27 protein-coding genes and 3 pseudogenes are annotated in these 25314 nt (G+C 70.3%); 7 read left to right on the forward strand and 23 right to left on the reverse strand.

Annotated features, from left to right (window positions below):
- Positions 1-277: 277 nt before the first annotated feature.
- Together IO33_RS54355 and IO33_RS0140980 are read right to left on the reverse strand one after the other, a co-directional pair.
- A pseudogene (locus IO33_RS54355) lies at positions 278-638 on the reverse strand (IS630 family transposase); the annotation flags it as partial.
- A gap of 105 nt (positions 639-743) precedes the next feature.
- Positions 744-1736 carry a 4,5-dihydroxyphthalate decarboxylase gene (locus IO33_RS0140980; protein WP_031174193.1) on the reverse strand — a complete coding sequence of 331 codons (993 nt, stop codon included), beginning with the start codon at positions 1734-1736 and terminating at the stop codon, positions 744-746.
- Positions 1737-1862: 126 nt separating this feature from the next.
- On the opposite strand from IO33_RS0140980, the gene IO33_RS0140985 reads away from it, so the two are divergent.
- Complete coding sequence (locus tag IO33_RS0140985) at positions 1863-2480, forward strand: TetR/AcrR family transcriptional regulator (RefSeq protein ID WP_031174194.1); 618 nt, start codon at positions 1863-1865, stop codon at positions 2478-2480.
- Between the two features lie 115 nt (positions 2481-2595).
- On the opposite strand, the gene IO33_RS51915 is transcribed toward IO33_RS0140985, so the two are convergent.
- The 7 genes from IO33_RS51915 to nthB form a co-directional block, all read right to left on the reverse strand.
- Positions 2596-2835 carry a hypothetical protein gene (locus IO33_RS51915; protein WP_051927286.1) on the reverse strand — a complete coding sequence of 80 codons (240 nt, stop codon included), beginning with the start codon at positions 2833-2835 and terminating at the stop codon, positions 2596-2598.
- A 63-nt stretch (positions 2836-2898) separates the two neighbouring features.
- A complete protein-coding gene (locus IO33_RS54360; RefSeq protein ID WP_425348004.1) occupies positions 2899-3330 on the reverse strand; it encodes a hypothetical protein in 432 nt (143 codons plus the stop codon).
- Positions 3249-3635, reverse strand: coding sequence for a hypothetical protein (locus IO33_RS53225; protein WP_051927287.1), 387 nt, complete (start codon positions 3633-3635; stop codon positions 3249-3251). Before IO33_RS53225 ends, IO33_RS54360 begins: the two co-directional genes overlap by 82 nt.
- A gap of 183 nt (positions 3636-3818) precedes the next feature.
- Positions 3819-4448 (reverse strand): carbonic anhydrase, encoded by a 630-nt coding sequence (locus IO33_RS0140995; RefSeq protein WP_245236054.1) that lies wholly within the window; start codon positions 4446-4448, stop codon positions 3819-3821.
- Between the two features lie 101 nt (positions 4449-4549).
- Positions 4550-4897: a nitrile hydratase accessory protein gene (locus IO33_RS0141000; protein WP_031174196.1), complete on the reverse strand. Its 348-nt coding sequence runs from the start codon at positions 4895-4897 to the stop codon at positions 4550-4552.
- Positions 4894-5493 (reverse strand): nitrile hydratase subunit alpha, encoded by a 600-nt coding sequence (nthA, locus tag IO33_RS0141005; RefSeq protein ID WP_031174197.1) that lies wholly within the window; start codon positions 5491-5493, stop codon positions 4894-4896. Before nthA ends, IO33_RS0141000 begins: the two co-directional genes overlap by 4 nt.
- A complete protein-coding gene (gene nthB, locus IO33_RS0141010; protein WP_031174198.1) occupies positions 5490-6155 on the reverse strand; it encodes a nitrile hydratase subunit beta in 666 nt (221 codons plus the stop codon). Before nthB ends, nthA begins: the two co-directional genes overlap by 4 nt.
- Before the next feature lie 359 nt (positions 6156-6514).
- On the opposite strand from nthB, the gene IO33_RS0141015 reads away from it, so the two are divergent.
- A complete protein-coding gene (locus IO33_RS0141015; RefSeq protein WP_031174199.1) occupies positions 6515-7444 on the forward strand; it encodes an NmrA family NAD(P)-binding protein in 930 nt (309 codons plus the stop codon).
- A 100-nt stretch (positions 7445-7544) separates the two neighbouring features.
- On the opposite strand, the gene IO33_RS0141020 is transcribed toward IO33_RS0141015, so the two are convergent.
- From IO33_RS0141020 to IO33_RS0141060, 8 genes are all read right to left on the reverse strand, one after another.
- Complete coding sequence (locus tag IO33_RS0141020; RefSeq protein ID WP_031174200.1) at positions 7545-8603, reverse strand: zinc-dependent alcohol dehydrogenase family protein; 1059 nt, start codon at positions 8601-8603, stop codon at positions 7545-7547.
- A 626-nt stretch (positions 8604-9229) separates the two neighbouring features.
- Positions 9230-9838 (reverse strand): hypothetical protein, encoded by a 609-nt coding sequence (locus IO33_RS0141030; RefSeq protein WP_031174202.1) that lies wholly within the window; start codon positions 9836-9838, stop codon positions 9230-9232.
- Between the two features lie 28 nt (positions 9839-9866).
- Positions 9867-10553: a DUF6286 domain-containing protein gene (locus tag IO33_RS0141035; protein ID WP_245236055.1), complete on the reverse strand. Its 687-nt coding sequence runs from the start codon at positions 10551-10553 to the stop codon at positions 9867-9869.
- Positions 10554-10605: 52 nt separating this feature from the next.
- Positions 10606-10953 (reverse strand): Asp23/Gls24 family envelope stress response protein, encoded by a 348-nt coding sequence (locus IO33_RS0141040; protein ID WP_245236056.1) that lies wholly within the window; start codon positions 10951-10953, stop codon positions 10606-10608.
- 56 nt (positions 10954-11009) lie between these two features.
- Complete coding sequence (locus tag IO33_RS0141045; protein WP_157858063.1) at positions 11010-11180, reverse strand: hypothetical protein; 171 nt, start codon at positions 11178-11180, stop codon at positions 11010-11012.
- 73 nt (positions 11181-11253) lie between these two features.
- Complete coding sequence (locus IO33_RS45140) at positions 11254-11529, reverse strand: LexA family protein (RefSeq protein ID WP_051927289.1); 276 nt, start codon at positions 11527-11529, stop codon at positions 11254-11256.
- A 148-nt stretch (positions 11530-11677) separates the two neighbouring features.
- On the reverse strand, positions 11678-11896 hold the full coding sequence (locus IO33_RS0141055; protein WP_031174206.1) for a hypothetical protein: 219 nt from the start codon (positions 11894-11896) through the stop codon (positions 11678-11680).
- Between the two features lie 230 nt (positions 11897-12126).
- Positions 12127-12624, reverse strand: coding sequence for a deazapurine DNA modification protein DpdA family protein (locus IO33_RS0141060; RefSeq protein WP_051927290.1), 498 nt, complete (start codon positions 12622-12624; stop codon positions 12127-12129).
- Between the two features lie 100 nt (positions 12625-12724).
- Here IO33_RS0141060 and IO33_RS53685 point away from each other — a divergent pair, with 100 nt between their 5' ends.
- Positions 12725-12853: a hypothetical protein gene (locus IO33_RS53685; protein ID WP_280921962.1), complete on the forward strand. Its 129-nt coding sequence runs from the start codon at positions 12725-12727 to the stop codon at positions 12851-12853.
- Positions 12854-13024: 171 nt separating this feature from the next.
- Here IO33_RS53685 and IO33_RS0141070 read toward each other — a convergent pair whose 3' ends face one another.
- The 4 genes from IO33_RS0141070 to IO33_RS53690 all read right to left on the reverse strand — a co-directional run bounded on the left by IO33_RS0141070 (position 13025) and on the right by IO33_RS53690 (position 20041).
- Positions 13025-14356 carry a M1 family metallopeptidase gene (locus IO33_RS0141070; protein WP_342448403.1) on the reverse strand — a complete coding sequence of 444 codons (1332 nt, stop codon included), beginning with the start codon at positions 14354-14356 and terminating at the stop codon, positions 13025-13027.
- Positions 14357-14673: 317 nt separating this feature from the next.
- Complete coding sequence (locus IO33_RS0141075) at positions 14674-15009, reverse strand: deazapurine DNA modification protein DpdA family protein (RefSeq protein ID WP_031174209.1); 336 nt, start codon at positions 15007-15009, stop codon at positions 14674-14676.
- Positions 15010-15109: 100 nt separating this feature from the next.
- Complete coding sequence (locus tag IO33_RS0141080) at positions 15110-15493, reverse strand: hypothetical protein (RefSeq protein ID WP_157858065.1); 384 nt, start codon at positions 15491-15493, stop codon at positions 15110-15112.
- A 708-nt stretch (positions 15494-16201) separates the two neighbouring features.
- Positions 16202-20041, reverse strand: coding sequence for a CHAT domain-containing protein (locus tag IO33_RS53690; RefSeq protein WP_037687306.1), 3840 nt, complete (start codon positions 20039-20041; stop codon positions 16202-16204).
- A gap of 346 nt (positions 20042-20387) precedes the next feature.
- Between IO33_RS53690 and IO33_RS0141090 the strand changes: the two genes are divergently transcribed.
- Positions 20388-20783: a hypothetical protein gene (locus IO33_RS0141090; protein WP_031174212.1), complete on the forward strand. Its 396-nt coding sequence runs from the start codon at positions 20388-20390 to the stop codon at positions 20781-20783.
- Positions 20783-21724 carry a hypothetical protein gene (locus tag IO33_RS46380; RefSeq protein ID WP_051927291.1) on the forward strand — a complete coding sequence of 314 codons (942 nt, stop codon included), beginning with the start codon at positions 20783-20785 and terminating at the stop codon, positions 21722-21724. The genes IO33_RS0141090 and IO33_RS46380 overlap by 1 nt, the downstream gene beginning before the upstream one ends.
- A gap of 440 nt (positions 21725-22164) precedes the next feature.
- Here IO33_RS46380 and IO33_RS0141100 read toward each other — a convergent pair whose 3' ends face one another.
- The gene (locus IO33_RS0141100) at positions 22165-22818 is read right to left on the reverse strand and encodes a Type 1 glutamine amidotransferase-like domain-containing protein (protein ID WP_037687309.1); all 654 of its coding nucleotides are present in this window, start codon (positions 22816-22818) and stop codon (positions 22165-22167) included.
- 160 nt (positions 22819-22978) lie between these two features.
- On the opposite strand from IO33_RS0141100, the gene IO33_RS0141105 reads away from it, so the two are divergent.
- On the forward strand, positions 22979-23740 hold the full coding sequence (locus tag IO33_RS0141105; protein ID WP_037687312.1) for a class I SAM-dependent methyltransferase: 762 nt from the start codon (positions 22979-22981) through the stop codon (positions 23738-23740).
- A 75-nt stretch (positions 23741-23815) separates the two neighbouring features.
- Here the strand turns inward: IO33_RS0141105 and IO33_RS45150 are convergent.
- Positions 23816-24177, reverse strand: a pseudogene (locus IO33_RS45150) (transposase); the annotation flags it as partial.
- Between IO33_RS45150 and IO33_RS45155 the strand changes: the two are divergent.
- Positions 24176-25308, forward strand: a pseudogene (locus IO33_RS45155) (IS701 family transposase); the annotation flags it as partial. The pseudogenes IO33_RS45150 and IO33_RS45155 sit on opposite strands and share 2 nt — an antisense overlap.
- Positions 25309-25314: the final 6 nt, after the last annotated feature.

Consider the following 25314-nt stretch of genomic DNA (forward strand, 5'->3'; position numbering starts at 1 on the left):
AACGCAGCCCGCAACGTCCTCTTCGAAGGACGCCGTATCGTCGCCGCCGCACGGGCGGAGACGCTAAACGCTTGTGGAGCGCCGGTAAGACGGGCACACGTGCCCGCGCAGCGCGGTGAAGCAGGAAGCCCCCGGAAGGGTCAGACGACCCAGGCCGGAATCCCTGGACTTTAGGCCAGGGAGCACGTCAAGGGGAAGGAGTTCACCGACATCGTCGTGGCGCCCACCGGGCAGTCTGTGGCCGTGGTCACCTGCTTGACCTGGCTGGTGAGGTAGCCGTGTACTCGACGCCGAACCGGCGGCGCACGATCTCGGCGAAATCCGGGCCGGCGTCCAGCGCTGGTGGGGCCAGTCGGAGGCGGCCGGGGCCGGCATCCAACACCGCCTCCAGTACGCGCAGTTCTTCCGGGTCGAGCTTGCAACAGGCACTGCCGGGGCCCTTGGCGGCCAGGGCCTGCCGACCTCCTGAGGCCAATGTCTGCCGCCGGCGGTTCGCCGACATCCGGGGTCACCCTGAACCGTCGGGCCACCTCCCGGTCGCCGGCTCCGGCCTCGATCAGATCGGCGGCTGCGAGCCGGACTTGCTCACGCCGAGCCCGTTCCTCGGCCGTCAGCCCACCGCCATCGGGGTACCGCAGGGCCTGTTGCGAAAGTGCTGGTCATAGCCAGTCGGCAGGTGGCCGTGACGACGGGCAGTCTCGCCTTCTCGGATCGATGAGCCCGAAACGCCGTTGCCGCTCGACTCAGGTGTCGAGGAGTTCCGGCACGAATATGTCCTCGCATGTCAGCTTTCGCTTCGACACACCCTGCTCGTGGTGGTAGCGCAAGAAGGTGTCGATGGCCTTGCGGTTCGCGGCGACGCCGTAGGGCCACCAGTCGTCGCCGAGCAGCTGACGGTTCTGCTCGAACAGCGTGCTGAACCACGGCGTGATGAGGCTCATGTGCTGCTTGGTGGCGTCGTCGAGGTACTTGCGCTCGGCGAGTGCCTTGGCTTGCGTGAAGGCGTCGTACACGGCCCGTGCGAGGCCCGGCCGAAGTGCCAGTTCCCTGCGGATCGCGATGATGTGCATCGGGGGGAAGATCCCGGTGCGGCGGTAGTAGTCGCGCTCCACGGCCTCGTAGTCGGGGAACAGGCGGGCGACCTTCGGCGAGCCGTCCAGCACGGCCTGCGGTACGTCGACGGAGATCAGTGCGTCGATCTCGCCGGATTCGAGCATGGCTCCCAGGGTCTGGCCGTCCTCCGCGTGGCGCACGTCGACGCCGTCCGGGACGGGCTGCGGGACCCAGTCGAAGGCGGGGATGGGGTGGTTGGTGCCGCCGATCACCCAGCGGCACTGGTCGGGGGTCACGCCGTACTCGTCGGCCAGGATGCCCTTCGGCCAGATCCCGGCATCGTGGCCGTAGAGAGCGAACTCGCCGACGGTCCTGCCGGCCAGGTCCTGCGGCTTCACGATCCCGCCGGCGGTGTTCACGAAGATCGCCGAGTGGCGGAAGTTGCGGTTCGGCAGGATCGGCAGCGCCAGGAACGGCGTGTCGTCGAGGTCGAAGGTGCGCAGGAAGTAGGTGAGACCGAACTCGGCGAGGTCGTAGTGTCCCTCGACGGCGCGGCGGAAGATGTCCGACACGAGCGGTGCCGTCTCGAACGTCGCGTCCGCCCCGTCGACCGTGACCCGGCCGTCGAACAGTGCCTCGGTGTGCTCGTAGGCGTAGACGCCGATGCTCAGCTCGGTGTTCATCAGTGGATCTCCTCTCCGGGAGTCCGTGGAGTGGCCCGCTTCCGTAAATGACCGTTCACTTTTAGGGTCTTCCCGGGACGGCAGAGCTGTCAAGATGAATGTTCATTCACGATGAAGGAGGCGACCATGCCGCGCATCACAGCCGAGCGCCGCGAGGCGAAGCGTGCGGAGATCGTCGCCGCAGCCCGGCGCTGCTTCGCCCGCGACGGGTTCCACCAGACCTCCATGCCGGACATCGCCGCGGAGGCAGGCGTCTCGGCCGGCGCGCCTTACCGCTACTTCACCAGCAAGGAGGAGATCATCCTCGCTATCGCGGGCGACGCGTTCCGGCTGATCTTCGAACCGGTTGAGCGGCTGGCCGAGAGCGCGGACGCCCCGTCCGTCGTGGAACTGGTGGCCGCCGCGCTCGGCACCATCAGCGGCGAGACGGTGCAGGACGCGGCGGGGCACGAGGTCGCAGTGGAGGAACTGCTGCGCTGCGTCGTGCAGACGTGGGCGGAGGTGCTGCGCAACGACGAGGTACGCGGCCCGGCCGCGGAGGGCTTCGAAAAGGTCCGCGCCACTATCGCCGACGCTCTGCGCCGCGGCCGGGCCGCGGGCACGGTGCCCGCCGCCATGGACCCGGACCGCGCAGCCCGCGTGGTGATGGGGCTCCTGCACGGATTCCTGCTCCAGCGCGTGGCCTTCGGACTCACGGACACGGCCGACTTCGCAGACGACCTGCACGGCGGGCTGATCTTGTGATGGGCTATGACGTTGCATACCGGGGCTGCGGGCTGTCACCTTCCGGTCAGCCGGACCGGTGGGCGCTCGGGGTGATTCCTCTGGCGTGCGCGTCTCTCCGCCACCGGAGCGGAAGTCAGCTGGGAAGTGTTCGCCGGGCGCGGTGGTGCAGGGTGGCTGCGGCCAGCAGGCCCAGCGCCGAGGTCACACCGGTAAGGAGGATGCCGGTGAGGATCGGCCCTCCGGGACGTGTGGACGCGTGGATCCAGCGGATGGCGAAATCGGTGCTCGCCGCTATGGGGAAGCTGAAGATCCAAAGGCCCGGATGGAACGCGGGCTGGTGCAGTGCGGGGAGGAGGAAGACGACGAGGAGCACGGTGAAGACCAGGGTCCCGACGAAGCCGTATGAGGGCCAGCAGTTTGCGGATGCCGGTCAGCCTCATGGCGTGCCGGATGATGTTGACGACTCCGGCGTGGCCGCACCCGGTGATGACGACAACTCCCCGGCCGCGTACGTGGATGACGAGTGCCTGGTCTTCGATGACGGGCGGCGTGTCGCCAGCCGTTCCCGTCCCAGGCTTGGTGTGCCCGCGGCATGCCGTGCTCGAACTCGGTGACGCGGCCCACCTTGCCGGTGATCAGGATGCCGCCGGTCAGCAGCGACGGCTGCCGCCGCTCGATCACCTCGAACCCCTCGCGTTCCAGGGCCCCCGTGACAGCGTGGGCATCTCTCCAGCCCCTGGCCGGCGGGCAGTTCCACGCGGCGGGTCCGGACCGCGGGGTGGACGGTCAGCGGCAGGCCGGAGCGCCCGCGCAGCCGGGCCAGGCCGTCGAAGCCGCCGGCGTGGTCGAAGTGTCCGTGGCTGAGCACGACGCCCTGCAGGCCCCGGCATCGATGCCGAGCCGCTCGGCGTTCACCGCCAGCCCGTCCGGCGATGCGCCGGAGTCGAACAGCAGCGTGCTGCTCACGTTCCCGCTGTGGACGGTGACCAGGGCGGAGAAGCCGTGCTCGGCGCGCAGCCTCGCGAGGGCCTCGCCGCCGGCGAACTGCCGCGCGGCGGTCGGCCCGGCACCCGGCGACGCCCGGGTGACGCCTTCGGCAGAGGCCAGCAGGGCGTCGAAGGTGTTGTCGACCATCGTTGTGACCCCGACCTCGTCGACCTCGGGCAGCGTCACCGGGTCGACAGCCGGTCCCTCCGCGACGCGAGGCGCTGACCACGCCGCCTCGGCCGCTGAGTGCCCATGCTCGTCACACATGCCAGAAGTCGCCTCCCTGCCGATACGACCGGCCGGGGAAGCGGAATCCGGTACAAGCCGTGGGCCCACGGCGGTCGCGCCGGCCGTGGGCCTCGTGCGGTGTCATGCTTCCACCCGCGCGGGAGGCACGACGACGTCGATGAGCCCGGTGGCCACGTCGTACACGAGCCCTGAGACGAAGACTCCGGCCCGAAGCTTCAGCTTGAGGGTTTCGACGTCGACGCGGACGGCGGCGACCGGGTCGGTGACTGCCTTGGCATCCAGGTCTCCGGCCGGAACTTCGAAGTAGTCGGCCAGCACCTCAGAGAACGCGGCCAGGTCCGTGATCCCGCAGTCAGTGTGGTGCAGGACCGCATAGTGGGTGTCACTCGGGCCAGAACCGCCCGTACGGGCCCGCACGACCGTGGAGAGCATTCCCAGCGTCCGGAGTGTCGCGGGCGTGACCCGCCCTCCGACGTTGCGGATCACCGCTGCCTCGCCGAGCTTGAGCCCGAGCACGTCCGACGGGTCGACACGCGGATCGACGCATCCGATGACCGTCAGACTGCCACTGGGCAGGAGCTTGAGATCGGCGAATGATCCGCCGTCGGCGAACCCGGCGTTCCGCTCTGCTAGCTCGTCCGTGTCGATCACTGTGCCGGTAATCCCGTCTGGCTCCGAGCCTGGCCCCCTGGTGACGCCGACGGCGACCTCCCGTTGCTGCCAATCCTGGGCCGCCGCCTCCCCTGCCACTCGACTTCGGTGGCTCCGAGCGGAGCCTTTGCGTCCGCTCGCCCCGAACCCCTCAGAGGATCGATCCGCCGGCAGGGAAGTCGGTCCGGAAGGTGCCGGAGTCAACGCGCGAGGTCGCGGTGGTCGTGGCCTGGGGAGCGTTGTGCCAGGGCTTGGGCACGTGTGATGACCTCGTCCGTGGACACGGCGCTGAGGTCGGCGAGTACGTCCTCCAGGGCGGCCAGCCACAGTCGGTAGTAGGGGTATGGCTCGCCGTGTTCTCGTGAGGCTGTCCAGGCGGTGATCCGGGCGATCAGCGCGGTCTGGAATTCCGGCCAGCTGAAGACGCCCGCCTCGTACAGGGCGACGGCCATGCCGAAGGCACGGCTTTCCCACGGCTCGGCGAACACCAGCTCACCGTTGGAGCGGGGAGGCGCTGCCGGGCCCTCGGTGTCCAGCGGCGTGCTCACGGTGCCGCCACCTTGGCCACGCCGACCATCGCGTCCCTGGTGATCAGCGGCACGAGTTCTTCTTCTGTGAGGTGCTCGGTGCCGGGCGGACGTTCGGGCAGTACGAGCCAGCGCACCTCGCTGGTGGAGTCCCGGACGATGATCTGCACGTCGTCGTCGAGCGTGAGTCCCATCTCGGCCAGCACCGTGCGCGGTTCTCTGACCATACGCGCGCGGTAGGCGGGGTCCTTGTACCAGCCCGGCGGCAGGCCGAGGACCGGCCAGGGGTAGCACGAGCACAGCGTGCACACCACGACGTTGTGGGTGGTCGGGGTGTTCTCGACCACGACGATGTGCTCGCCCTGCTGTCCCGAGAAGCCGAGTTCCTTGATGGCGGTGGTGCCGTCCTCAAGCAGGCGCCGCCGGTAGTCGGGGTCCGTCCACGCCCTGGCGACGACCTTGGCGCCGTTGAGTGGGCCCACGCTCGTCTCGTAGCGGGTGATGATCGCGTCCATGGCCTTCGGGTCGATCAGGCCGCGCTCGGTGAGCAGCTGTTCGAGCGCCTCGGTGCGCAGCGCCACGGAAGGGCCCTCGTCAGAGCCGCCGGTGGTGGTCATGCGGTGGTCTCCAGATAGCTCTCGTACAGGTCCACGGTGACGGTGAAGGGTTCGGCGTCGGGGCCCCACAACTCGTACGAGTCGAACCGCACCGAGTACACGTACTGCGGGTTTTCGCCCATGAAGTGGGCATTGGTGTCCGGCAGCACACCGGCGGGCTGAACGATGTCGACGGCGCCGACATGCCCTCGCACATAGCGCGGCAGTCGCGTGTGTCCGGACGGCGACATGTCCTTGGCGCGCACCCGCGCGCCGACGGCGAAGGCGGGCGCGGTGTCGACGGAGCGTAGCGTGCCCTCGGCGGTCGGTGTGTAGTCGGGCTTGGCCGGCTCCAGGATCGGGGGCTCCTCCACATGCTCGCCGCGGAGGTTGCGGGCGCGGGCGTCGACCGCACCACGTGCCAAGACGGCGCTGTCGAGGAGTCTCAGCTCTCCGGCGTTGAGCCAGCGCCCGTAGTAGCCGTCGTCGATGTAGTGCGCTCGGTCCAGGCGCTCCAGCGCGTGCCGGAAGGAGTCCAGGTTTCCCCCGGACACCCGGTTCGAGAGGATCGCGAGCGCGAATGCCCGGCTCTCCCAGGACTCTGCGAAGACAGGTTCATCCCGTCTCGGCGGATGCACGGGGCCCCAGCCTGGGGTTCCTCCCATGTCGGCAATACCATCCATGGTCGAACCTCTCTTTTGCCTGCAATAGCGGGCATAGTTATATGAATTGTATTTGGGTGATCTCTCTGGTGTCACGGTGTGAGGTGGGCTCGAAGCCCCTTAATTGCGGCGTCTGCCGCGGATGCGTCGGGCTCATTGCCCCGCGTGCCCGGAAGTGGCGGCGGGCCAGGCGGGCCACGCCATGGACGCATGCCGATCTCTTCGCCAGCAGCTGCATGTCGTCGGTCGCCGTGGACGGACACACCCTGATGTCTGCCGGCGAGGATCCGATCGTCTCAGGAGCAGCGTTCCCCGGGGTGGTCTGGGGGCTGGACGTCACCCCGGTTGCGCCCTGGTCGTGCGGGCCGCAGGCTGCATCCGTGGACGACAGCGCGGAAGCAGGCGTGCGGCCCATTCTGGTGACCGGTGCTGCGGGCAGCGTCGGGGCCGTCGGCAGGACCGTGGTCCAAGGCCTTCGGCGCCGGGGCCTCCAGGTCCGTGCTCTGGTGCGCCGGGACGACGACCGTGCTCAGGCGCTGCACGCGACGGGCGCCGAAGTCGTGGTGGGAGATCTGACGCGTGCCGGTGATGTCGCCGACGCCCTCGACGGCTGCGGGCGGGTGTATTTCGGCATGGCCGTGTCGGCACAGTATCTGCTGGCCGCCGTGACCACAGCCGCGGTCGCGCGCGCCTACGGAGGGCTGGAGGCGTTCGTGAACATGTCGCAACTGACCGTCTCCGAGATGGACGCCACCAGCGGCTCCGAGTCGCATCAGCATCGTCAGCAGTGGCTGATCGAGCAGGTCCTCGACTGGTCAGGCCTGCCCGTGGTCCAGGTCAGGCCCACCGTCTTCATGGAGAATCCGCTCTTCCACACCGCGTTTTCGTCGATCGCCAAGGACGGCGCCATCAGGTGGCCCTTCGGCAAGGCGAAAACGTCCCCGATCGCGGCCGGTGACGTCGCCGCGGTCGTCGAGGAGATTCTGGCCGATCCGGCCCGGCACATCGGCCGGATCTATGAGCTGACCGGTCCCAGATCACAGGACATCGCCGCTTTGGCCGCGGAGATTTCCGACGCTTTGCACCGCACGGTCGGCTACACCGACGTCCCATTGCAGGAATGGCTCGACAATGATCTCGGGGCGCTGGGACTGCCGGACCATGTCTTCCAGCACATCTCCACCATGGCTCGTCTACACGTGGCCGGCCGCTATGACCGCCAGGCGGACGGCATGGCAGAGGTCACCGGGCGTTCCGCTGCAGGAGTAGCCGATTTCGTCCGCCAGAACCCCGAGCTGTTCACTCGCTGATCCGCTTGCCGTCCGGGCCGCCGAGGTCGGCCGGGCAGGGCTGCCAGCGCGGATCGGGCACGCTGAGGCGGGTTCACACCCGGGCCACGTCCACGGGTTCCTACCCACCACCTTCGTCCTGTCCGTCTTCGAAGACGAACAGTGGCTTGGTGCCGTGCGCGGGTGCTTCGGCAAGCGCGACGGCTTCTGCGAAGCGTTCGAGCGGGAACGGCCGGCCCTGGGGAATGCTCAGCACCTCATCGGCGACGAGATCGCGCACCTGGGCCAGCGCGTGCAGCGCGTCCTCGGGTGAGGCGGTGCCGAACCAGCGGTTCAGCCAGAATCCACGGACTGCTTTGGCCTGGTAGATGACCGAGCGCGCCTGCAGCGGGATCGTCAACGCCGCCGGCTCGGTCTGCCGGTGGGTGGAGAGCGCACCGTAGATCACCAGCTCTCCTCCCGGAGCAAGCGCCTGGGAGACCTGGGCACCCACGGGACCCGCGACACAGTCGATGGCCTTTCGCACGCCGGCTGGTCCCGCTGCCTCGGTCACACGCTGCACCAGGTCTTCGTCCTCTGTGCAGATGACCTCATCCCCACCAAGCGCTTTGATCTCCTCGACGGCACCACGTCGCCGCACGACATTCATCGTGCGAATCCCCAGATGCCGGGACAGCTGGATGACGAGCCGGCCGACGGTGGAGCCCGCGGCCGTCTGCAACAGCCATTCGCCCGGCTGTACGTCGAGTTCGCGCGTCACGAGGAGCAGCGCCGTCAACGGGTTGACGGCGAGTTGGCAGGCGCTGGAGTCGCTCAGCTGGTCGGGGACCGACAGCAGCCTGCGTGTGTCGGCTACGAGGTATTCCTGCCAAGTGCCGGCCATAGGGGGCCCGGGTACAGCCGGGACCGCGGCGGCCACCACGCGCTCACCGAGCTTCAGCCCCTCGGTTTCCGGACCCAGGGCCGCGATACGGCCCACGCACTCCATCTTGCCCCCGACAGCAGGAAACTCCGGGGAGAAGCCGTAGCGGCCGCGCAGCACGTGCAGATCACTCGCGTGAACCGGGGTCGCCTTCACACGAATCAACGCCTGACCCGCGCCCGGAGTGGCAACCGTCCGGGATTCCAGCCGCAGGACATCGGCGGGCTCGCCGGCCTCTACCGCTACGAGCGCGCGCATGGATCGAGGCATGGGTGGCCTTTCGTCTCTCAGCCCGCGAAGAACCCAGCGGGCGCTCCGGTCAGAGCGATGCCGGGATCAGTGCCCTCGCCGGTGCCGAGGCTGTGATCGGCGTCGGACTCCTCCAGGCCCTCATCTGCTGACTCAGGGCGATCATGCGCGTGCTCTGGGCTCACGCGGTGTGCAAGGTCCGTTCCCAGGTCCTCCCGCCGTAGCACCAGTTCACTCATAAATCCGTCACTTCACGCTACGCCTGATCGTCCGACGGCGCCGACGCAGCCCGCCGTGCCCCTCACCAGTCCGGGCAGCACACTGACTTCCGGGGACGCTCCATAGCAGCAGCCTGCGGTGCGCGCCGCCAGAGCGTAAAGGAGCCCGACGAGCTTCGGGCGTGGCACAACAGCCCTCCAAGGGACGGCCGAGGTGGCCAGGAGTTGCCTGCGCCGGAGTCGCCAGGGCCACCGGCACGACATCAGCGGTGGCAGAAACGCCGAAGCGCAACGGCGTCCCGAGCATCGACATGCCGGACGCCTGGGCGACGTCCTCGGACGCTCGCCGTCCCGCTCCGGGCGGCGCGGATGTGCTCGGGGCTGACCGGGGCGTGATGCGTTTCGGTGTTCTGGCTTTTACTCCACGCGGTGTGTTTTGTGGTGGGCGACCTGCAGGCGGACGTCGGTGGGCATGTGAGGGAGGCCGGTAGACCGACGAGCGGTGCTGAGCGGGCCTTCGCAGAGGGCCCCGAGAGTGGCGCCGGGCGCGCCCTCAGGGGTGAGGGTGAGCGTGACGTGGGTGCGGGGGTGGGCGGGTCGGCCGGTGATGCGTACGGCCGCATGCTCGACCCGCGGCAGGGCACCGGCTTCGGTCGCGATCGCGTCGCTGAGCGCGCGGTCGCGCAGTTCGACGCCCTCCTGTGGTGGTGTGCCGCCGACGGGCAACCCTCCGGGGCGGCGTCGGCTCAGCTGGGCGAGCAGCCACCACAGGGCGAGCAGGGCGGCGAGGGTGAGGGCGGCGATGACCGCGGGCCACCACCACCAGCCCTGGCCGCTCCACCGGGCGCGGTCGGCGGAGCCGAGCAGGACGTCGTCCGGGGTGATCAGGGGCCAGCCTGCGGGCGGGATCAGATCGTGTCGCCGGTAGAGGTCGAACCCGGCGAAGAGGACCAGCAGTCCGCCGCCGAGCAGGACCAGTCCGGCGAGGGCCAGCAGAGTGCGGTTGAGTGCGGATCGCGACGTCATGGCGGGCTCCCGGTGCTGCGGTTGTCGGTCAGCCGGTGCATTGCCGCACCCGTACGACGATGCGTGGAGGACGGGCGAGGGCGAGCTGGTCGCGTTCCTCGTCGAGGACGGCGGTGAGGTCCTCCTTCACCTGCCGGGGGTCACGGAAGCGGACGTCCGCGCGTGCTTTGATGCGGTGACGGCGCACCCGGATGCGTGCCGCGCCGACTCCGGGGACCCGCAGCGCGGCGTCACGCAGCAGGTCGGCGGCGCCGTCGCGGTCCAAGGAGGCCCGCAGCCGCGGGCAGTCGGTGGGGGAGCGCTGTGGCAGCCAGTGGCGCAGACCGGGGGTGAGGGCCAGGACGATCAGCCAGACGCCGACGGCAGCGGCCACGGCGGCTCCCATGAGCAGCCACACGTCGTCCACGGAGCGGGCGGCCAGTTCGTCGGCCAGGTGCCGTCGCCAGGCCGCCGCCGGGCGTCCCGCTCGTACGGCGATGACGTCGACCAGCGCCGCGACCGCCGCCACGAGGATCACCGAGGCGACCAGCGCAGCCGGGATGCGGCGCGCGGACCACGGCCGGTGGGACCGGTGCCCTGCGTCGCGCTCACCGGACGTGAGGTCCGGGCCGGACACGTTGCGTTCGGGTGGTTCGGGCTCCTTTGTCAGCGGCACCGTGGCACGCGATGCGGACGGCGTGGAGTCGCGGCCGGAAGGGCCCGAGTCGGGTGTCATCGCGGGTCCCCTTCCTCCATGGCGTGCCCGGCGCGCCGGGCCTCGTGGCCGCTCACCGGACCCGCCCCCGGCTCGTGTCGGCGGCGGTCATCAGCCGCCGGACGGTGAGGACGACCTCTCCCACCCGCAGGCCGGTCAGCTGGGCCACTTTTTCGGCGACGTCCTGCTGGATCCGCTCGCACACCCGGGGGATGTCGGAGGGGTAGGGCAGATCCATGGTCAGATGCAGGCGCACCGAACCGATACGGACGGCGGCGGAGGCGCTGGGTGCCTCCGGGCTGCCCCGGTCGGGCGGTACGGCGGCGCGCCGGGACTGCGCCGCGCGTGCGGCCTGGGCGGCGATACGGGCGACCACCCGGTCCGGGATGACGGTGGCGCCCCGCTCAGCAGGGGCCGGCAAGCCGGTGGTCCGCGCCGGCGGGTCGGACCCCTCGCCGGGGGAACCTGGCCGGGTCTTCACCGCTGCCTCCGTGTCCGGACGTCGAGGTCGCCCTGTACGACGAGGCCGACGATCAGCCCCGTCGCACCCAGGAAGAGGACCAGCAGAAATGCCCAGAAGCCACCGAAGTAACCGGCGAAGCCCAGGGCCATGCCGGCCATGAGGCCCGTCTTTCCTGCGTTCATCATGCGCTCACCCGTCTCGCGGACGTACGTCGCCGTCCGCGCAATCACCCGCGCCCGCACAGGACGCGGTGGTGGATCACCTCACGCGACCCTCGTCCGATTCGGCCTCTTCCATGTCGCCGGAATCGGCGGAGCCTTGGGCGCGGACCGTGACGATGTCGCCGTCACAGCTCGCGGCCTCGATCATGCTCTGGCCCCGCACCTTCAGGGCAAACAGCTGGCCCTCACCGACTAGGCGGCGAGGCAGGGACCGCACGTCCTCGATGGACTCCTCGGCGAGGATCGGTGCACCTGCGGCGATCTGGCCGACGAGCGGCACATCGACGACCTCCGGTGCGGCAGGCAGCGGCATGGGGCTCCAGCCGGTGTCGCGGTGAGGCCTTCGGGGTCGCTGTGCGCGGCGACCCCACGCACGCCTCGGGCGGCCGCCAGGCGGAAGGCGCACGCCTGCGCCCACGTCTCCGCGTTCGCCGGTACCTCGTCGAGCAGCACCAGCCGGTTCAGCTCCAAGCTCTCCTCGTACAGGTGAGCCGGCCGAACACCGACGTGAGCACGGCGACCTGGGTCGGGATGCCCAGGGTGAGCACCCACACCAGGCTGGTCTCCGGGGACGCGGCGGTGCCGATGAGGCGGTAGACGAAGCGGACGGCAGGCCACGAGCCGCTGTAGTGGTGGGCGCGCACGAAGGCCTTCGCCGTGTGGACCAGCTCGTTCGGCATCTCGCGGACGCGGTAGCGAGCGGGATCGAACCCGCCCTCGCCGGTCGGCCTCCAGCTGTGCCGGCGGTTCTTCCACCGCTGGCAGACGGCGCCGAGATCGAGCGGGGGTTGCTCGTACGCAGACAGCAGGGTGTTCCCCTCGGGGTGGGTGAGTTGGTGAAGGAAGGCCGGTCCCGGGGTTGCCGCCCCGGGACCGGCACAGCGGGCGGTGGGTCAGGTGGTGGGGAGCATCAGCTGACGGGGGGCGTGCAGCACGTCCAGGACGCGTTCGCGCCACGCATCGCCCAGTGCACGCAGTGGGAGCAGCTCTTGTGCTTGCTCTCGCACTGGGGCAGCGGGGCGTTCCAGCGGGCATCGCGCGACCACGCAAGGGAGTCGGCGGAGGTCAGGTACGCGGCGCACGTTTCGAGCGCCTGGGTCTTCAGCCCGAAGCCGTGCAGGCGAAGCCCCGCGGCGGCCACCGTGGCGAGGACGGCCTGAACGTCCTTGACCGACGTGCGCCGGCATACGGAGCCGACCCCGACCAGCGGATAGTCCGCCAGCCGGACGCCGCGCTTGTCGTACAGGTCCAAGCAGGCCTCGTAGCCGGCCGACCGCCAGCCCTGCACGGTCGGGATGATGCCGACACCGGGTTCCTCGGCCATCAGGTCGACGAAGTTGCCCACGGTGCGGTCGAGGTGCTCCCCCACCGACAGGCCCGTCTTGGCGATCATGTCGGGCTCGCACATCCAGTCCTGCGGCCCGGCCCAGGCCAGAAGGCCGATCTCGTCGCGATACGGTTCAAGGGGTACGGGCCTCGGCTTCGATGTCGGCACGTATGTCCCAGTCGTGCATGTGCCCGGAGAGCCGGGTTCGGCACGGGTGTTCACCGGCAAGCACCGTGTGGAGCCGCTGGTACTGCTGTGGCTGGTCGGAGCGGTGTTCATCGGGGGAGCCGTGACGATCGTGCTGAAGTGACACGTGCCGGGCAGAGGCGCTGAATGCCGGTAGGGCGCCCCGAGTCCCGACAGGGGGCAGCCCACTGGGGCGTGTATCGAGTCGTGCTCACCCGAACCGCTTGCCGCGGCGAGAGGCAAGGGGCCCCCGCCCGATCCACCTCGGCGGTCTCGGTGACGGCACCAAGCGGTCTCACCGGATGCGGTGCTTCTTCCAGAAGGCGGCCAGGTCCTTGTCCGTCACGGACTGTGCGGCCTTCTTGAAGTCGGCGGTGGTGGAGACTCCGTACCAGTGGTCGTGGGCGTACCGCTTGAGGAGTCGTGCCATCGCGTCGGCACCGATGGTGCGTTCCATGCTCGCCAGGGCGCAGGATCCGGCCGTGTAGACGAGGTGGTACTCGCCTGGGTGCTTGGCCCAGTAGGCCATCGAGTTGGTGAGTGCGGTGCCCTCGTCCGGCCAGTCCACGTCCGACCAGCACGTGCGTGTGTCCCAGCCGAAAAAGCGCGCGTTGGCGTATTGGGCGAAGCTTTCGTCCAGCCAGGGCGCGCCGTATTCGTCGTTGCCCACGATGCCGTACCACCACTGGTGGGCCACCTCGTGAACAACGGCACCGCCTTCTTCGCTGGTGCCGAGGATGACCAGGCCGGGGTACTCCATACCGCCGCCGAACTCCTTGGTCATCACGAAGTCGATCTCGCCGTACGGATAACGGCCGAACTCCCTGCCGAACCGGTCGACGGCGGCGACACCGTCCTTGCGGGTGAGCCGCACTCCCGCCGCGGGCGTGTTCGGCGCCCAGTACGACTTCACGCGCACGCCACCGGGCGAGGTCTCCATCGCGGTGCGGAACGGGCCCGCCGCCCACGCGAAGTCCCGCACCCGATGCGCGACGCTGTGGGTGATTGTGCGCCCGGGCTTGCCGCGGCGCGTCCAAGTCCGGCCGGTCGCGGGGACCTTGAGGGCCGACGGGTGGTCGATACGCACGCGGAAGTCGCTCGCCAGGGGGTAGAGACTCTCGCCCGCCGACACATACGGATCGAAGTGCCAGCCCTTCGCGTCATGCACGGCGAGCACCGGCAGCGCATTGCCCAGGAAGCGGAACGCGCCCTCGCGGCCGAAGCGGCCGTTGCGCCGGGGCACAGTGATGGACACGTCGAAGGAGACGGCCGTCCGCTCGCCGCGTGCGAGCGGCTTCGGCAGGGTGATGCGCAGCGCGGTGCAGTTCACGGTGAGGCGGCCCGCAGTGCCACCGAGCACCTTGGACACCTTGACGGGGGACGGCTTGTCCGGCGTGCCGCACTTGGCATCACCGTTGCCCCACAGGCGCACGTACACCTCACGCAGCGGCTGGTCGGAGGCATTGCGGAACGACACGCCCTGCCGGCCCGTCCAGTGGGAGCCGTCGGCGTCGCCGCGCAGGGACACGTCGTAGCGAAGCCGATCGGGCGTCGCGGCCTTGGCCTTGGGTGCCGGTGCCGTGGCGGCATCGGCACCGGTGGCGGTGGCGCTGGCCGCCACGATCATGGCGAGCGGGACAATGAGCAGACGGCGAGCGGCTCTTGACCACCGCGCCGGTGCGGGTATCGACGACATGGCATCGGATCTTTCCACACCGGTATGACGATTGGCGGTTGTTGGCACGCCAGCTGTAGACCGTGATCTTCATGCCCGTAAGGCCGCGGACACGCGGGCACGGCCCGTGCCCAGGCGTGCCCATCAGACCGGCAAACCACGGTCAACAGCGGTGCGATCCCGTTCCTCGGGGGGTTACGCCGGAGCACATTCGCCCAGGGCAGGCTCTATCCGGCCCCGCAAGCGCCGTCGCTTCCCAAGGTGAGGGCTCAGGCATCGTCGTCGCGGGCGGCCCCCGAGTCGCACACCCAGGCGTCTGCGGCGAGCGGCAGCGTCGCGCGTTGGGTCAGTATCGAGCGCGAGACGCACATGGGCACGCCGCATGTGGAGAGCCACTTGGCGTGGTGCCCGCCGATCCAGAACATCGGTCCCTCGGCCGACGAGTCGCTCGGGTGGAAGCCGAGACCGTATTCGCAGCGACAGACGCAACTGCCGATGGTGCAGAACCCGCAGGCCAGGCACTGGTCGTGGTAGCAGTGGCCGCAGGCGTAGCGGACGGCGGGCGTGCACGTGCACGTCTCGGCGTCCACCGTCGGCGTGAGCACGCGGGGGGGCTGGGGCGGTGAGTACGGCGTTCACGCGGGTGCCCTTCGAGTTGGTGAGGGGGCCGGTCCCGGGGTTGCCGCCTCGGGACCGGCCGGCGGGTCAGTGGGGGAGGGGCTCGCCGGTCTGGCCGTGGCACGTCACGGTGAAGGCGGGATCGGCGCACCGGGCAGCGAGCTGGGAGCCGCTCCAGTCCTCGGCCTTGACGGACTGCACCAGGTGTCCGACTGGGCACAGGACCAGGACCCGGCTGTAGGTGGTGCTGCGTACGACCGGAGGACCGGTGCGGGGCAGGGCGCCGGGGCGCCTGGAGAGCTGGATGATCACTGCGGCGGCCCGCTCCTCGCAGACTTCGAACAGGTTGAAGTCGTCCTCGGCTGCGTCCACCAGGCGGTGAGCGTCGGCAGCTGCGGTTCGCGCCCGGTAGACCTCGGCCAGGGCGTATGCGGCTTCACGCTCACGGGCGACGGCGAGGAGCGGTTCCATCTGCGCGCGCTGCTCCTCCGAAACCTTGGCGGCGCACGCCGCGACCTGGGGGCGCACCGTCCGGACCGACGCGAGGTAGTCGTCCTGGTCGCACAGGGCGCGGACCAGCTCCCACCGCTGGCCGGTGACCTGGTTGAAGGTGGCGGTGAAAGTCAGGGGGGATACGGAAGTGGGTGGCGACGTGTACGGCGACTCCCAGCAGCGGACCGGGGTCGACGGATTCTGCGAACGTGGGGCGGAGCGTGAAGACCGCCGTGCGGCCGCAGACTTCGCCGGAGACCTGGAGCTCAGGGGGACCGGCGCTGTGGTCATAGGAGGTGGCCGGATGCGAGGTCGGCTGGGTGGAGTTCACGAGTGCGCCTCCTTGGGGGCTGCACTCGGGCGGGTTGGTGGGAGGCCGGTCTGCGGTGGCCGCCACGGACCGGCGGTGGGGCAAAACGGCGAGTGGGTGTGGCTGTCGCGGTCGGTGAACCGCGTCCGGTGTCCGCGCTGGGCGGGTCGCCGCGGTTCCAGGGAGCGAGGACGGCCCGCAGCTCGCTCGCCCCTCGTCGGCGTCCGCGTCGTGAGGCCAGCAGCAGATCGAGGATCCGCCGACCTTTGACCTCCGTCTGGTGGCGCAGTGCTGTGGGCATCTGGGCGGGGAGCATCACCCGCTTCGCCCGTAGGTCGATCTCCAGCGTGACGGTGCGCACCAGGGTTTCAGTCAAGCTACGGCCCGGTGTGGGTGTGGGCCGCCCAGTAGGTCGGCGAGCGCAGGTAGCGGGTCCGGAGCGAGCGGACCGCGTGGTGCAGGGCCTGGGCCGACCTCGCGGTGTCGGGAGGAGTCGTGCCGCCCGCGGTGAGGTGGATGTAGAAGTCGTTGGCGATCTCGGCGGCGGCGCGTTCGTCGACCGGCCACAGTGTGCCGATCACGTGCCGGTATCCGGCCAGGTGGAATGCCCCGGTCAGGTGCACCGCCTCGTCGGCCAGTCGGAGGACGGTGGCGGAGGTGTCGCAAGCCGACAGGAAGGCCAGCTCCCCGGTCAGCCGCAGCGCGCCGATGTCGCCGACCGTCAGCGGAGCGGTCTCGTGGTCGTACAGGATCAGCTGGCTAGCCCCCGGGTCCCGTCCGTCGGCCAGGCCGTGGCAGGAGAAGTGCGCCACCGGGTGCGTGGGGAGCGCGCCCAGCACCTCCGAGCGCACCGGGCGGTTGGGGCGCAGCGCGTCGGGGATCAGCGCGTGGACGGTGTCGGCTTCGAGGCGTGCGGCGTACAGCGGTTTCGTGCCGGGCGCGTCGGGGACGGCGACGATCAGCGCACGTTCCACGGTCGGTGGCCGGTGGGAGCGGGCGTAGTTCAGCGCGCGTGCCGTCGGGGTATAGGAGGAGACCACCCGGTCCAGGACGGTGCGCGGGCCGCCCTTGCGGTGTGGATCGGCTCCGTCGAGGTCGAGATGGTGGCCCGCCGCGTGGATGGGCAGGGCGCACATAACGCCGACCGGGCACCACCAGATCCGCCGGGGCGGCGGGCCGTCAGCGCCGACGGCGGTCAGCACCGGCTCGGCGACGGTGTCCCACAGCCAGGCGAGGACGTCGATGATCGCAAGCTGGGCGTCCCGGCGCGCGAGGGGTATGAGGTTTTTGTCGGTGGCCGCCCGGCGGGCGGCGGTGAGCTGTTCGGCCCGGGCGGCGGCATCATGCGCGGTGAGCCGGTCCAGCCGGAGGGTGCGCACAGTGTCGGGCTGGGTGCCGTCGAGGATCAGCGCATCGCAGCGGTCCGGCCCGGCGGTGAGGAACACCAGGGGGCCCTGGTCTCCGTGCCCGGTCAGGTCGGCGAGCTGCGGTGGGTGCAGGAAGCCCGTGAAGCCGTCCAGCCCGCGGATCTGCTCGACGAGGCGCTCCCATTCGTCGTGGGCCCGCTGGCGGGTGAGGGCGACGTCCCTGTGGCCCTGGGCCTGGGCCTGGCTCTCGCCCTGGCCCTGATCTTGGCCGGGTGCCGGGAGCCGCGGCGTCCCGCCGGTCCCGTGGCGGCTCGGCCGGGGGTCAGGGGCGTGGTCGTCGAGGGTGTCGAGGCGGTCTTGGAGGTCCCGGAACTCTCGGGCCAGTTTCGGGTGTTGTTCACCCAGTCGGGTAAGGTCGTCGCCGCGGGCGTCGATAGTGCCGGCGGCGAGCGTCCCGCGGGTCGCTTCCAGGAGTTCGACCGCGCGTTCGGGGAGTCCTGCGGCCAGCGCGGTCGCCGCCGCCACGGCGGCCAGCGACTCCAAGCGGCGGACCTGGTGGAGCTGGTCGTCCCGGGCCAGGGTCCGGGGGCTGAGCCGGGGCAGCAGGACGATGGCGGTCTCCACCGCAGCCAAGGCCTCCGCGGTGCCGGCAGGCGTTGCGCCGGCCAGCAGGGCGACTTCGCGCAGGGCCTGGATCCGGACGAGAGCCTCGGCCGCGGCGTTCCCTCCGGCCGACCGGAACGCATCCAAGGCTTCGGCGGACAGCGCCCGGTCCTGGTTCCGCTCGGCCAGGGCCCGCAGCGCGTGGCCGAGGTTGCTCAGGAAGGAGGCGTGGTGGGGGTGGTCCTCCGGCGTGGTGGCGATGGCCCGGCGGCTGGCCTGCACGGCTTCGGCGAGCAGGTCCCGGTCCCCGGTCGGTTCGGCGAGGAGCTGGAGCAAGGCCCCCAGGTTCCCGACGCGTCGCGGGTAGTAGGGGTCGTTGGACGGTGTGCCCGCCACGGCCTCGCGGAGCAGTCCGACCGCCCAGTCCTGCATCTCCGGGGTCCCGTCCAGCAGCGTGCCACTGAGGTTGTTCAGGTACCCCGCGCGGTCGGGATGGCCCTCCGGCAGGTCGACGACGGCCTGGGTGCCGACCTCCATCGCCTCGACGAGCAGGTTGGCGTCGCCGGTGCGCCTGGCGAGCGCCGTCAGGACGGTCCCGAGGTAGCTCAGGTTCCCGGCCCGGTTCGGGTGGCCGGCCGGCGACCCGAGGACTGCCCGGCGGCCGACCTCCACCGCCTCGACCAGTGCGGTGGTGTCCCCGGTCGCCTCGTAGAGGGCCTGCAGGGTGAGGCTGAGGTTGCTCAGGTACGTAGGGAGGAAGAACAGGTCGCCGTCTGCTGCGTCGGCGACCGCCTGGCGGGTGACCTCGACCGCCTCGGCCAGGTGGCCGACGTCTCCGGTGCGCTTGGCGAGCCACCGCAGGGCCAGGCCCAAGTGGCTGTTCCGCTCCATCCGTTCCGGGCTCGCCGCCGGCGTGGCGGCGACGGCCCGGCGGCCGACCTCCACGGCCTCGGTGAGCAATCGCAGGTCCCCGGTCCGTTCAGCGTGCGCGCGCAGCGTGTCGGCGAGGCTGACTAGGTGCTGGAGGAAGGCGGGGCTGTCCTCAGGCGTGGCGGCGACGGCTCCACGGCACAGGGCCACGGCCTCGGCCAGCAGGCCGGATTCCCCGGTCCGGTCGGACAGTGTGCGCAGGACGGGGCCCAGCAGTCCCGCCAGCCCGGCGCGGAGCGGATGGCCGTCCGGCATCGCGGCGACGGCCCGGCGGCCGACCTCCACCGCCTCGGCCAGCAGACCGGAGCCGCCGATCCGCTCGAACCCTTCCCTGGGTTTGACGCTCAGCGGCCCCGCCACACCGGCGGCAATGGACAGCCCGCGCAGCGATTCCAGGACGGCGGAGAGCAGCCGCACGACGTCCGCGTGCTGGAGATGGTTGGGCGGGGCCAAGGCGACGGCTTCGCGGCAGATGGGCACGACTTCGGCGAGGAAGGCCCAGTCCTGGGTGTACTCGGCCGACTCCTGCAGGGCGAGGCCAAGGTTGACCAGGCACGCGACGCGTTCCGGCGTGCCTCGCCGACCGCCGGTGACGGCCTGCCGACCTGTCTTCACCGCCTCGGCGAACAGTTCGGCGTCCCGCAGCAGTGCGGCTTGGAAGCGCAGAGTGATGCTGAGGTTACTCAAACAGGGCTGGTGGTCGGGATGGCCGACCGGGGCCGCGGCGACCGCTCGGCGGCCCACCTCCGCCGCCTCGGCCAACGTTCCGGCGTCGGCGGTCCGGTCGTACAGGGCGCGGAGCGCGAGGCCGAGCATGGACAGGTACCTGGGGAGGTCGGCGTGGTCATCTGGGACGGAAGCCGCGGCCTGCCGACCCAGCTCCACCGCCTCCGCCAACGGGGCGGTGTCATCAGTGTGTTCGGACTTCGCGCGCAGCAGTAGGGCCAGATTGCTCAGGTACTGCGGGTAGTCGGGGTCGTCGCGCGGGACGTCGTCCAGGGCCCTGCCCAACAGCTTGATGGCTTGGTCGAGTTGAGGGAGGCTCCGGCTCCGCTGGTAGGACGCGAACAGCCCGCCCGCAGTGGAGGCGGCCGATTCGGCCTCCACCCGGCGGCGGGCGTGCGGCGGGGCCTGGGCGAACAGGACGCGCAGGGCGTCCGGGACGACCTCCGGGTGGGAGCGGTACACGGGGTATAGGAAGCGCACGGCCTCGCCGAACGCCTCCCGGTCCTCGCCCTCGGGGAGCAGCTGGTATCGGTACCAGTGGAACGTGCCCAGCAGGTGGGCCACCCGCAGGTCCTCCTCTGGGCTGCTCACCGTGGCTAACTCCTGGGCCTCCCGCAGGGCTTGGTGGGTGAGCAAGGTCGCTGGGCTCTCGCCCTCCCGCATCACCCTCAGCATGCGCCGTTGTAGCGCCGCCACCGCGCGGCTCCGTCTTGACTCGTCCGATCCGAATCTGCCGAACACTTCCACGACCCCCTCGAACCTGGCGGGCGGTGCCGCCGCGGGCCGGTACGTCATGGCGCTCCGGGCAGCGCGCCGGGTTCTGCGGATCCTAGCCGCCACGGTCCGCCGGAGCGGCTAGAATCACCGCAATTGTCCTCCTGGTAAGGCAATTTACGTAGTGGGCCGGGCTGGTGCGAGGGTGTCGGAGGAACGACGGGTGAACGAGGTTCGAGAGCGCCTGGCCATCCTGTGCGGCCAGGTCGCCAGGCACCCCGAGATGCGCGAGGCCATCGCCGCCGCCGGTGCGGAGACTCAACTGGCCCAGCTCCTCGACGCCGTCGCCACCGACGGGGCGCCGGACCAGGTGCAGCTGCTCGAACTCCTCGACAAGATCGAGGACCGCTGCAGCCACTGGGGCCTGGTCGGGGTCACCACCTCCTCGAAGCAGTACACCGCCCTCCCCCCGGGCTTCTCGGCGTCCACCCCGGACGAGCCGGTCACCTGGACCTGCCCACTGCGCCGCTGCAGCCGGGCCGTCTTCGCCGACGAGGTCACCGAGCCGCCCTCCTGCGCCGCGGCCGGGCTGCCGATGGCCGCGACCCGGGTCCTGTGATGACCGGCTTCCTAGCGAAACTGGGTACCAACCTGACCGAGCGGTGGCTGTCCCTGCTGGTTCTGCCCGGCCTGCTGTGGGCCGCCGCGGCGGCCGCCGCGTTTCGGCTGGAGCAGGCCGACCCGTTCAATCCGCGGCCGCTGGCCGACTGGCTGCGCGGCATCGCCGCGCAGCCCGCGGAGCACCGCACCACCTGGCTCGCGGTCGCCGGCGTCGTTGGCGTCCTGGTCTCGGCGGGGGCCGGGCTGGCCGCCGGCGGCCTCGGCTCTGTGCTGGAGAACCTGTGGGTCGCGCAGGGGACCCATGCGCCGCTGACCTGGATCGTATGGGCCCGCCAACGGCGGTGGAACGCGGTACGCGCCTCGGCCCGCTTCTGGATCGCCGCGGTGAACGACCCGGAGCGCACCGGCATCAGGCGCGCCCGCGCCCGCGCCGCGGCCCGGCGAGCCCAGCGCCGCCACCTGGCCCGGCCGACGCAGCCCCCGCACCGGCCGACGGGCATCGCCGAACGCTTCGACGCCAGCGCCAACCGCTCCCGCACCCTGTACGGCCTGGAGCTGGAACTGGTCTGGCCCCGGCTGTGGAGCGTCCTGCCGGACGGACTACGCGCCGACGTAACCGCAGCCCGCGACGCGTACGCTGCGGCCGGCCGCCTCGCGGGTTGGGGCCTGCTGTACGCCGCCCTATCTGCCCTTTGGTGGCCCGCCGTCCTGCCCGGTGCAGCCGTGGTCGCCGTCGCCCGCGTGAGGGCCCACGCCGCAGCCGGTGTCCTTGCCGACCTCATCGACACCGCCACCGACCTGCACTTGGCCGACCTCGCGGGCCGGCTCGGCGTCCCCACCACCGACCGCTCGGCCCTCGAAATCGGAACCGCTGTCGCCGAACGACTGATCTGCCCCCAGCACCCCACCCTCCCGGCCCCCGCCACCGGAACGCCGTAGGTTCCGCGGTCCAGAAGACGACGCTAACCACTGGACGTGTACGTGTGGTCGGCCAGTAGTCCAAAGCTTGACCGGGCCACGTCACTGGGAGGCTGGCCGCCCGCACGTGGGAGGAATCGATCACCGCCCGCGACCAGTCCAGCTTCTTCGCCGACCGCAGCTTCCCCAGCAGCACCAGATGCAGCTTCTCCCACCCGCACAGCGCCTGCCGGTCCGGCACTCGCGGCCGGCCCGCGACCAGCTTCGGCCCCGGCTCGGGCAGCAACAGCTCAATGAGCGACCACAGTCCGTCCGACACGATCCACGGCCGCGACTGACGCTTCCCCACGACCCGACCAACGAGCAGACAAGCCGATGGTTACTTGATCAATAACTTCTGTTAGGACCTCTAAGGGACGACGCGCCGATGAGGACCGCGTCACCTGCTTGGCATCACCAGTTCAGGTGGGCGGAGTGGGCTGATGTGCTGGAACGAGCAAACGACATGGCAGAGCTTGTTCCTTGACTCCGTTGTCCCCGTCTGGCTCTACCCGATACAGCTGGGCCTGAGGCGCGCGAGTCACCGTGTCCGTCAACTGACCATCGGTGAAGAGGGCACCGACGCCGTCCTCCACTGCCCAGCCGGCCGGAAGAGCGTGGTTTGCCACGGCCGTCTGATAGGACGATCGACGCCCTGGCTCACTGTCGTAGTGGGGGCAGACCGAGCCGGAGAGCACACCCAGCCCATTCGAGAGGTGAGTCAGCGGCCCGAAGGAGTCGGTATGTGAGCCCTCGGCCCAGCAGTTGGCGCCGGCGCTGATGCCGCACAGCAGGGTCCCGCGGTCGAAGGCCTCGCGAAGTAGGCGGTCCACGCCGTGCACACGCCAGACCGCCAGCAGGTTCGCGGTGTTGCCCCCACCCACATAGACGACGTCCTGAGAGAGCAGGAACGTTCGCAGGTCGTCGTCATCGAGGTCCCGCCGAAACAACTGCAAGACACTGGGCCCGCAGGAGCGTGCCTGGTATGCCGTGAGGAATTGCTCGTAGGCGGGGGCGTCCCCACTTGCTGTCGGAACGAAGCACACCTTGGGCCGAGGCGCACGCACCCCATGCACGAGGTCGTTAGTGCCGAGTCAGACAACGTTTGCCCTGTCACTCGTCAGGTGGGTCTCGCTCCAGAGCGCATGGCGGCGCGGCAAGGAAGAGGATCGCTGACGCGGCGCTACCGTCATGAGGGTGACAGGAATCAACGCCGACCGGCGATGGTCCGAATCCATGCCGGCGGCCTATGAGCAGTACCTCGTGCCGGTGGTCTTCCGGCCCTTCGCTGAGGACCTAACCGCCCGGGCGGCGGCACTCCATCCTCAGCGAATCCTCGAACTCGCTGCTGGGACTGGGGTGTTGACAGCAGACCTGATCGCAGCGGCACCTTCGGCCGAGGTGACGGCCACCGACCTGAACGAGGCCATGGTCGCTTTCGGATCGACGCGGGCCCCGGGCGCGGTGTGGCGGCAGGCCGACGCGCGGCTGCTGCCGTTCCCGGACGGAGCCTTCGACCTGGTGGTCTGCCAGTTCGGTGTGATGTTCTTTCCTGACCGCATCGAGGCCTTCACTGAGGTCCGCCGGGTGCTGGCTCCGGGCGGCCGGTTCCTGTTTAACACCTGGGGCCCGCTCGGGACGCACGCCTTCGAAGTCGCGCTTCAGGCCGGGCTGGAGCGGGCTTTTCCGGTTGACCCGCCACGGTTCTTCCAGACGGTTCCGCACGGCTATGCCGACCCCGCTGTCGTCGCCGCTGATCTGGCGGCCGCCGGGTTCGCCGTCGAGGACGAACAGGAGCTGACGCTTCAGGGCCGGGCCGCATCGACCGCCGACCTTGCCACCGGATACCTCACCGGGACACCGGTGCGCGCGGCCGTTGAGGAGCGCGGCGACGGGCCGGCCGTCCGGGCCACCGTCATCGAGGAGATGACGGCCCGGCTGGGCCCTGGGCCGGTCACCGCAACGATGACGGCGTACGTCTTCCGTGCCGCGGCCTGAACGCATAACGCACCCGCGCAGAGGATGGCGTGAGTGGACCTCGACGGGGCGCGGTGCACGGACGCCTGGTGCTCATCAGGCAACATTCGCCGTGGTGACGACCTTGCGTAGCCGCTCGTCGGCGGCGTGCTTGTTCCGCCAGATGATGTAGCGGCGGATCATGCGGCCCTGCTCTTTGTGGTTGGCGTGGTCCGTGCCGTCGAGGGTGAAGTAGCGCAGTGCAGTGAACTGGGCCTCGCTCCGGTTGAGCAGGAGCTGTTGGTCGGGGTGTAGGCGATCTCGACGTTGTGCGCCGCGGCCCAGGTCCCGACCCGCTGACATCGCTTCGTCGTCAGGTGCGGCGAGTAGTTGTCACAGACGATTGCGATGCGCACGTCCACCGGATGAAGTGAGCGCAGGTAGCGGCAGAACTCCAGGAACTTGGAGCGGTTCTTATCGGTCCAGCCGATGGCCGAGCAGCTGCCGGACGGCAACATGCAGGCACTGCACAGTTCGTGAACCAGCCGCCGTGGGATCCGCTGCCGGTCAGGCAGCGGATCGCCGAGCGGCTGTCCGAAGTTGTCGGGCCCTAGGTGTGGGTGATCGACGACGTGTCGTTCCCCAAGTGCGGCAAGGCGTCGGTGGGGGTGGCCCGCCAGTACTGCGGAGCAGTCGGCAAACGGGCGAACTGTCAGGTAGCGGTCAGTGTCCATGCCGCCACCGACACTGCGTCGTGCCCGTTGGAGTGGCAGTTGTATCTGCCGCGTGAGTGGACGGACGAGCCGGATCGATGCCGCAGGGCAGGAGTCCCCGACGACGTGGTGCACCAGGAGAAGTGGCGTCTCGCGCTCGACCTGCTGGACACACTCGCCGAGTGGCAGTTGAAGGCGCCGGTCGTGGTCGCCGACGCCCGCTACGGTGTCAGCACCCCGTTCTGGCTCGGACTTGAGGAGCGAGGACTGTCCTATGTCCTGGCCCTGAACGGGAAGGAAGTTGCCCACCCGGAAGATGCCGAGCCGCACCAGCCTGCTTATGGCGGACTCGGACCGCCCACCCTTCCCCGCTACCGCACCTCACCGCGAGCCGTCTCCGTCCTCGCAGTGCAGGCGGGTGCGGAGCGGTTCACCGAGGTGACCTGGAGGCAGGGCAGCAAAGGTGCGATGACCTCGCGGTTCGCGGTGCTGACAGTGCGGCCCGCGGGCAAGCAGCCCCTGGCCGCAGCTCCGGAGGCGGGTGGCGGCCGCAACCGGTGGGACGGCGTCCTGCCCGTCCAGACACTCCTCGTCGAATGGCCGGACGGCCAGGACACTCCGACGGACTACTGGATATCGAACCTGCCCGCCACCACACCGGCCGCTGACTTGGTGCGATGGGCCAAGATGCGCTGGCGGATCGAACACGACTACCGCGAGCTCAAGCACGGCCTCGGACTGGACCACTTCGAGGGCCGCACCTGGCGCGGCTGGCACCACCACGTCACCCTCGTCACCGCCGCACAGGCCTTCCTCACCCTGCGGCGGCTCGACCCAAAAGCCCAGACGCCGGCCTCACCCTCTACCAGGTCCTCGACCCTCTTCAAGACCTGCTGAGGTGCT

It is taken from the genome of Streptomyces durhamensis, from assembly GCF_000725475.1.
GTDB lineage: Bacteria > Actinomycetota > Actinomycetes > Streptomycetales > Streptomycetaceae > Streptomyces > Streptomyces filipinensis.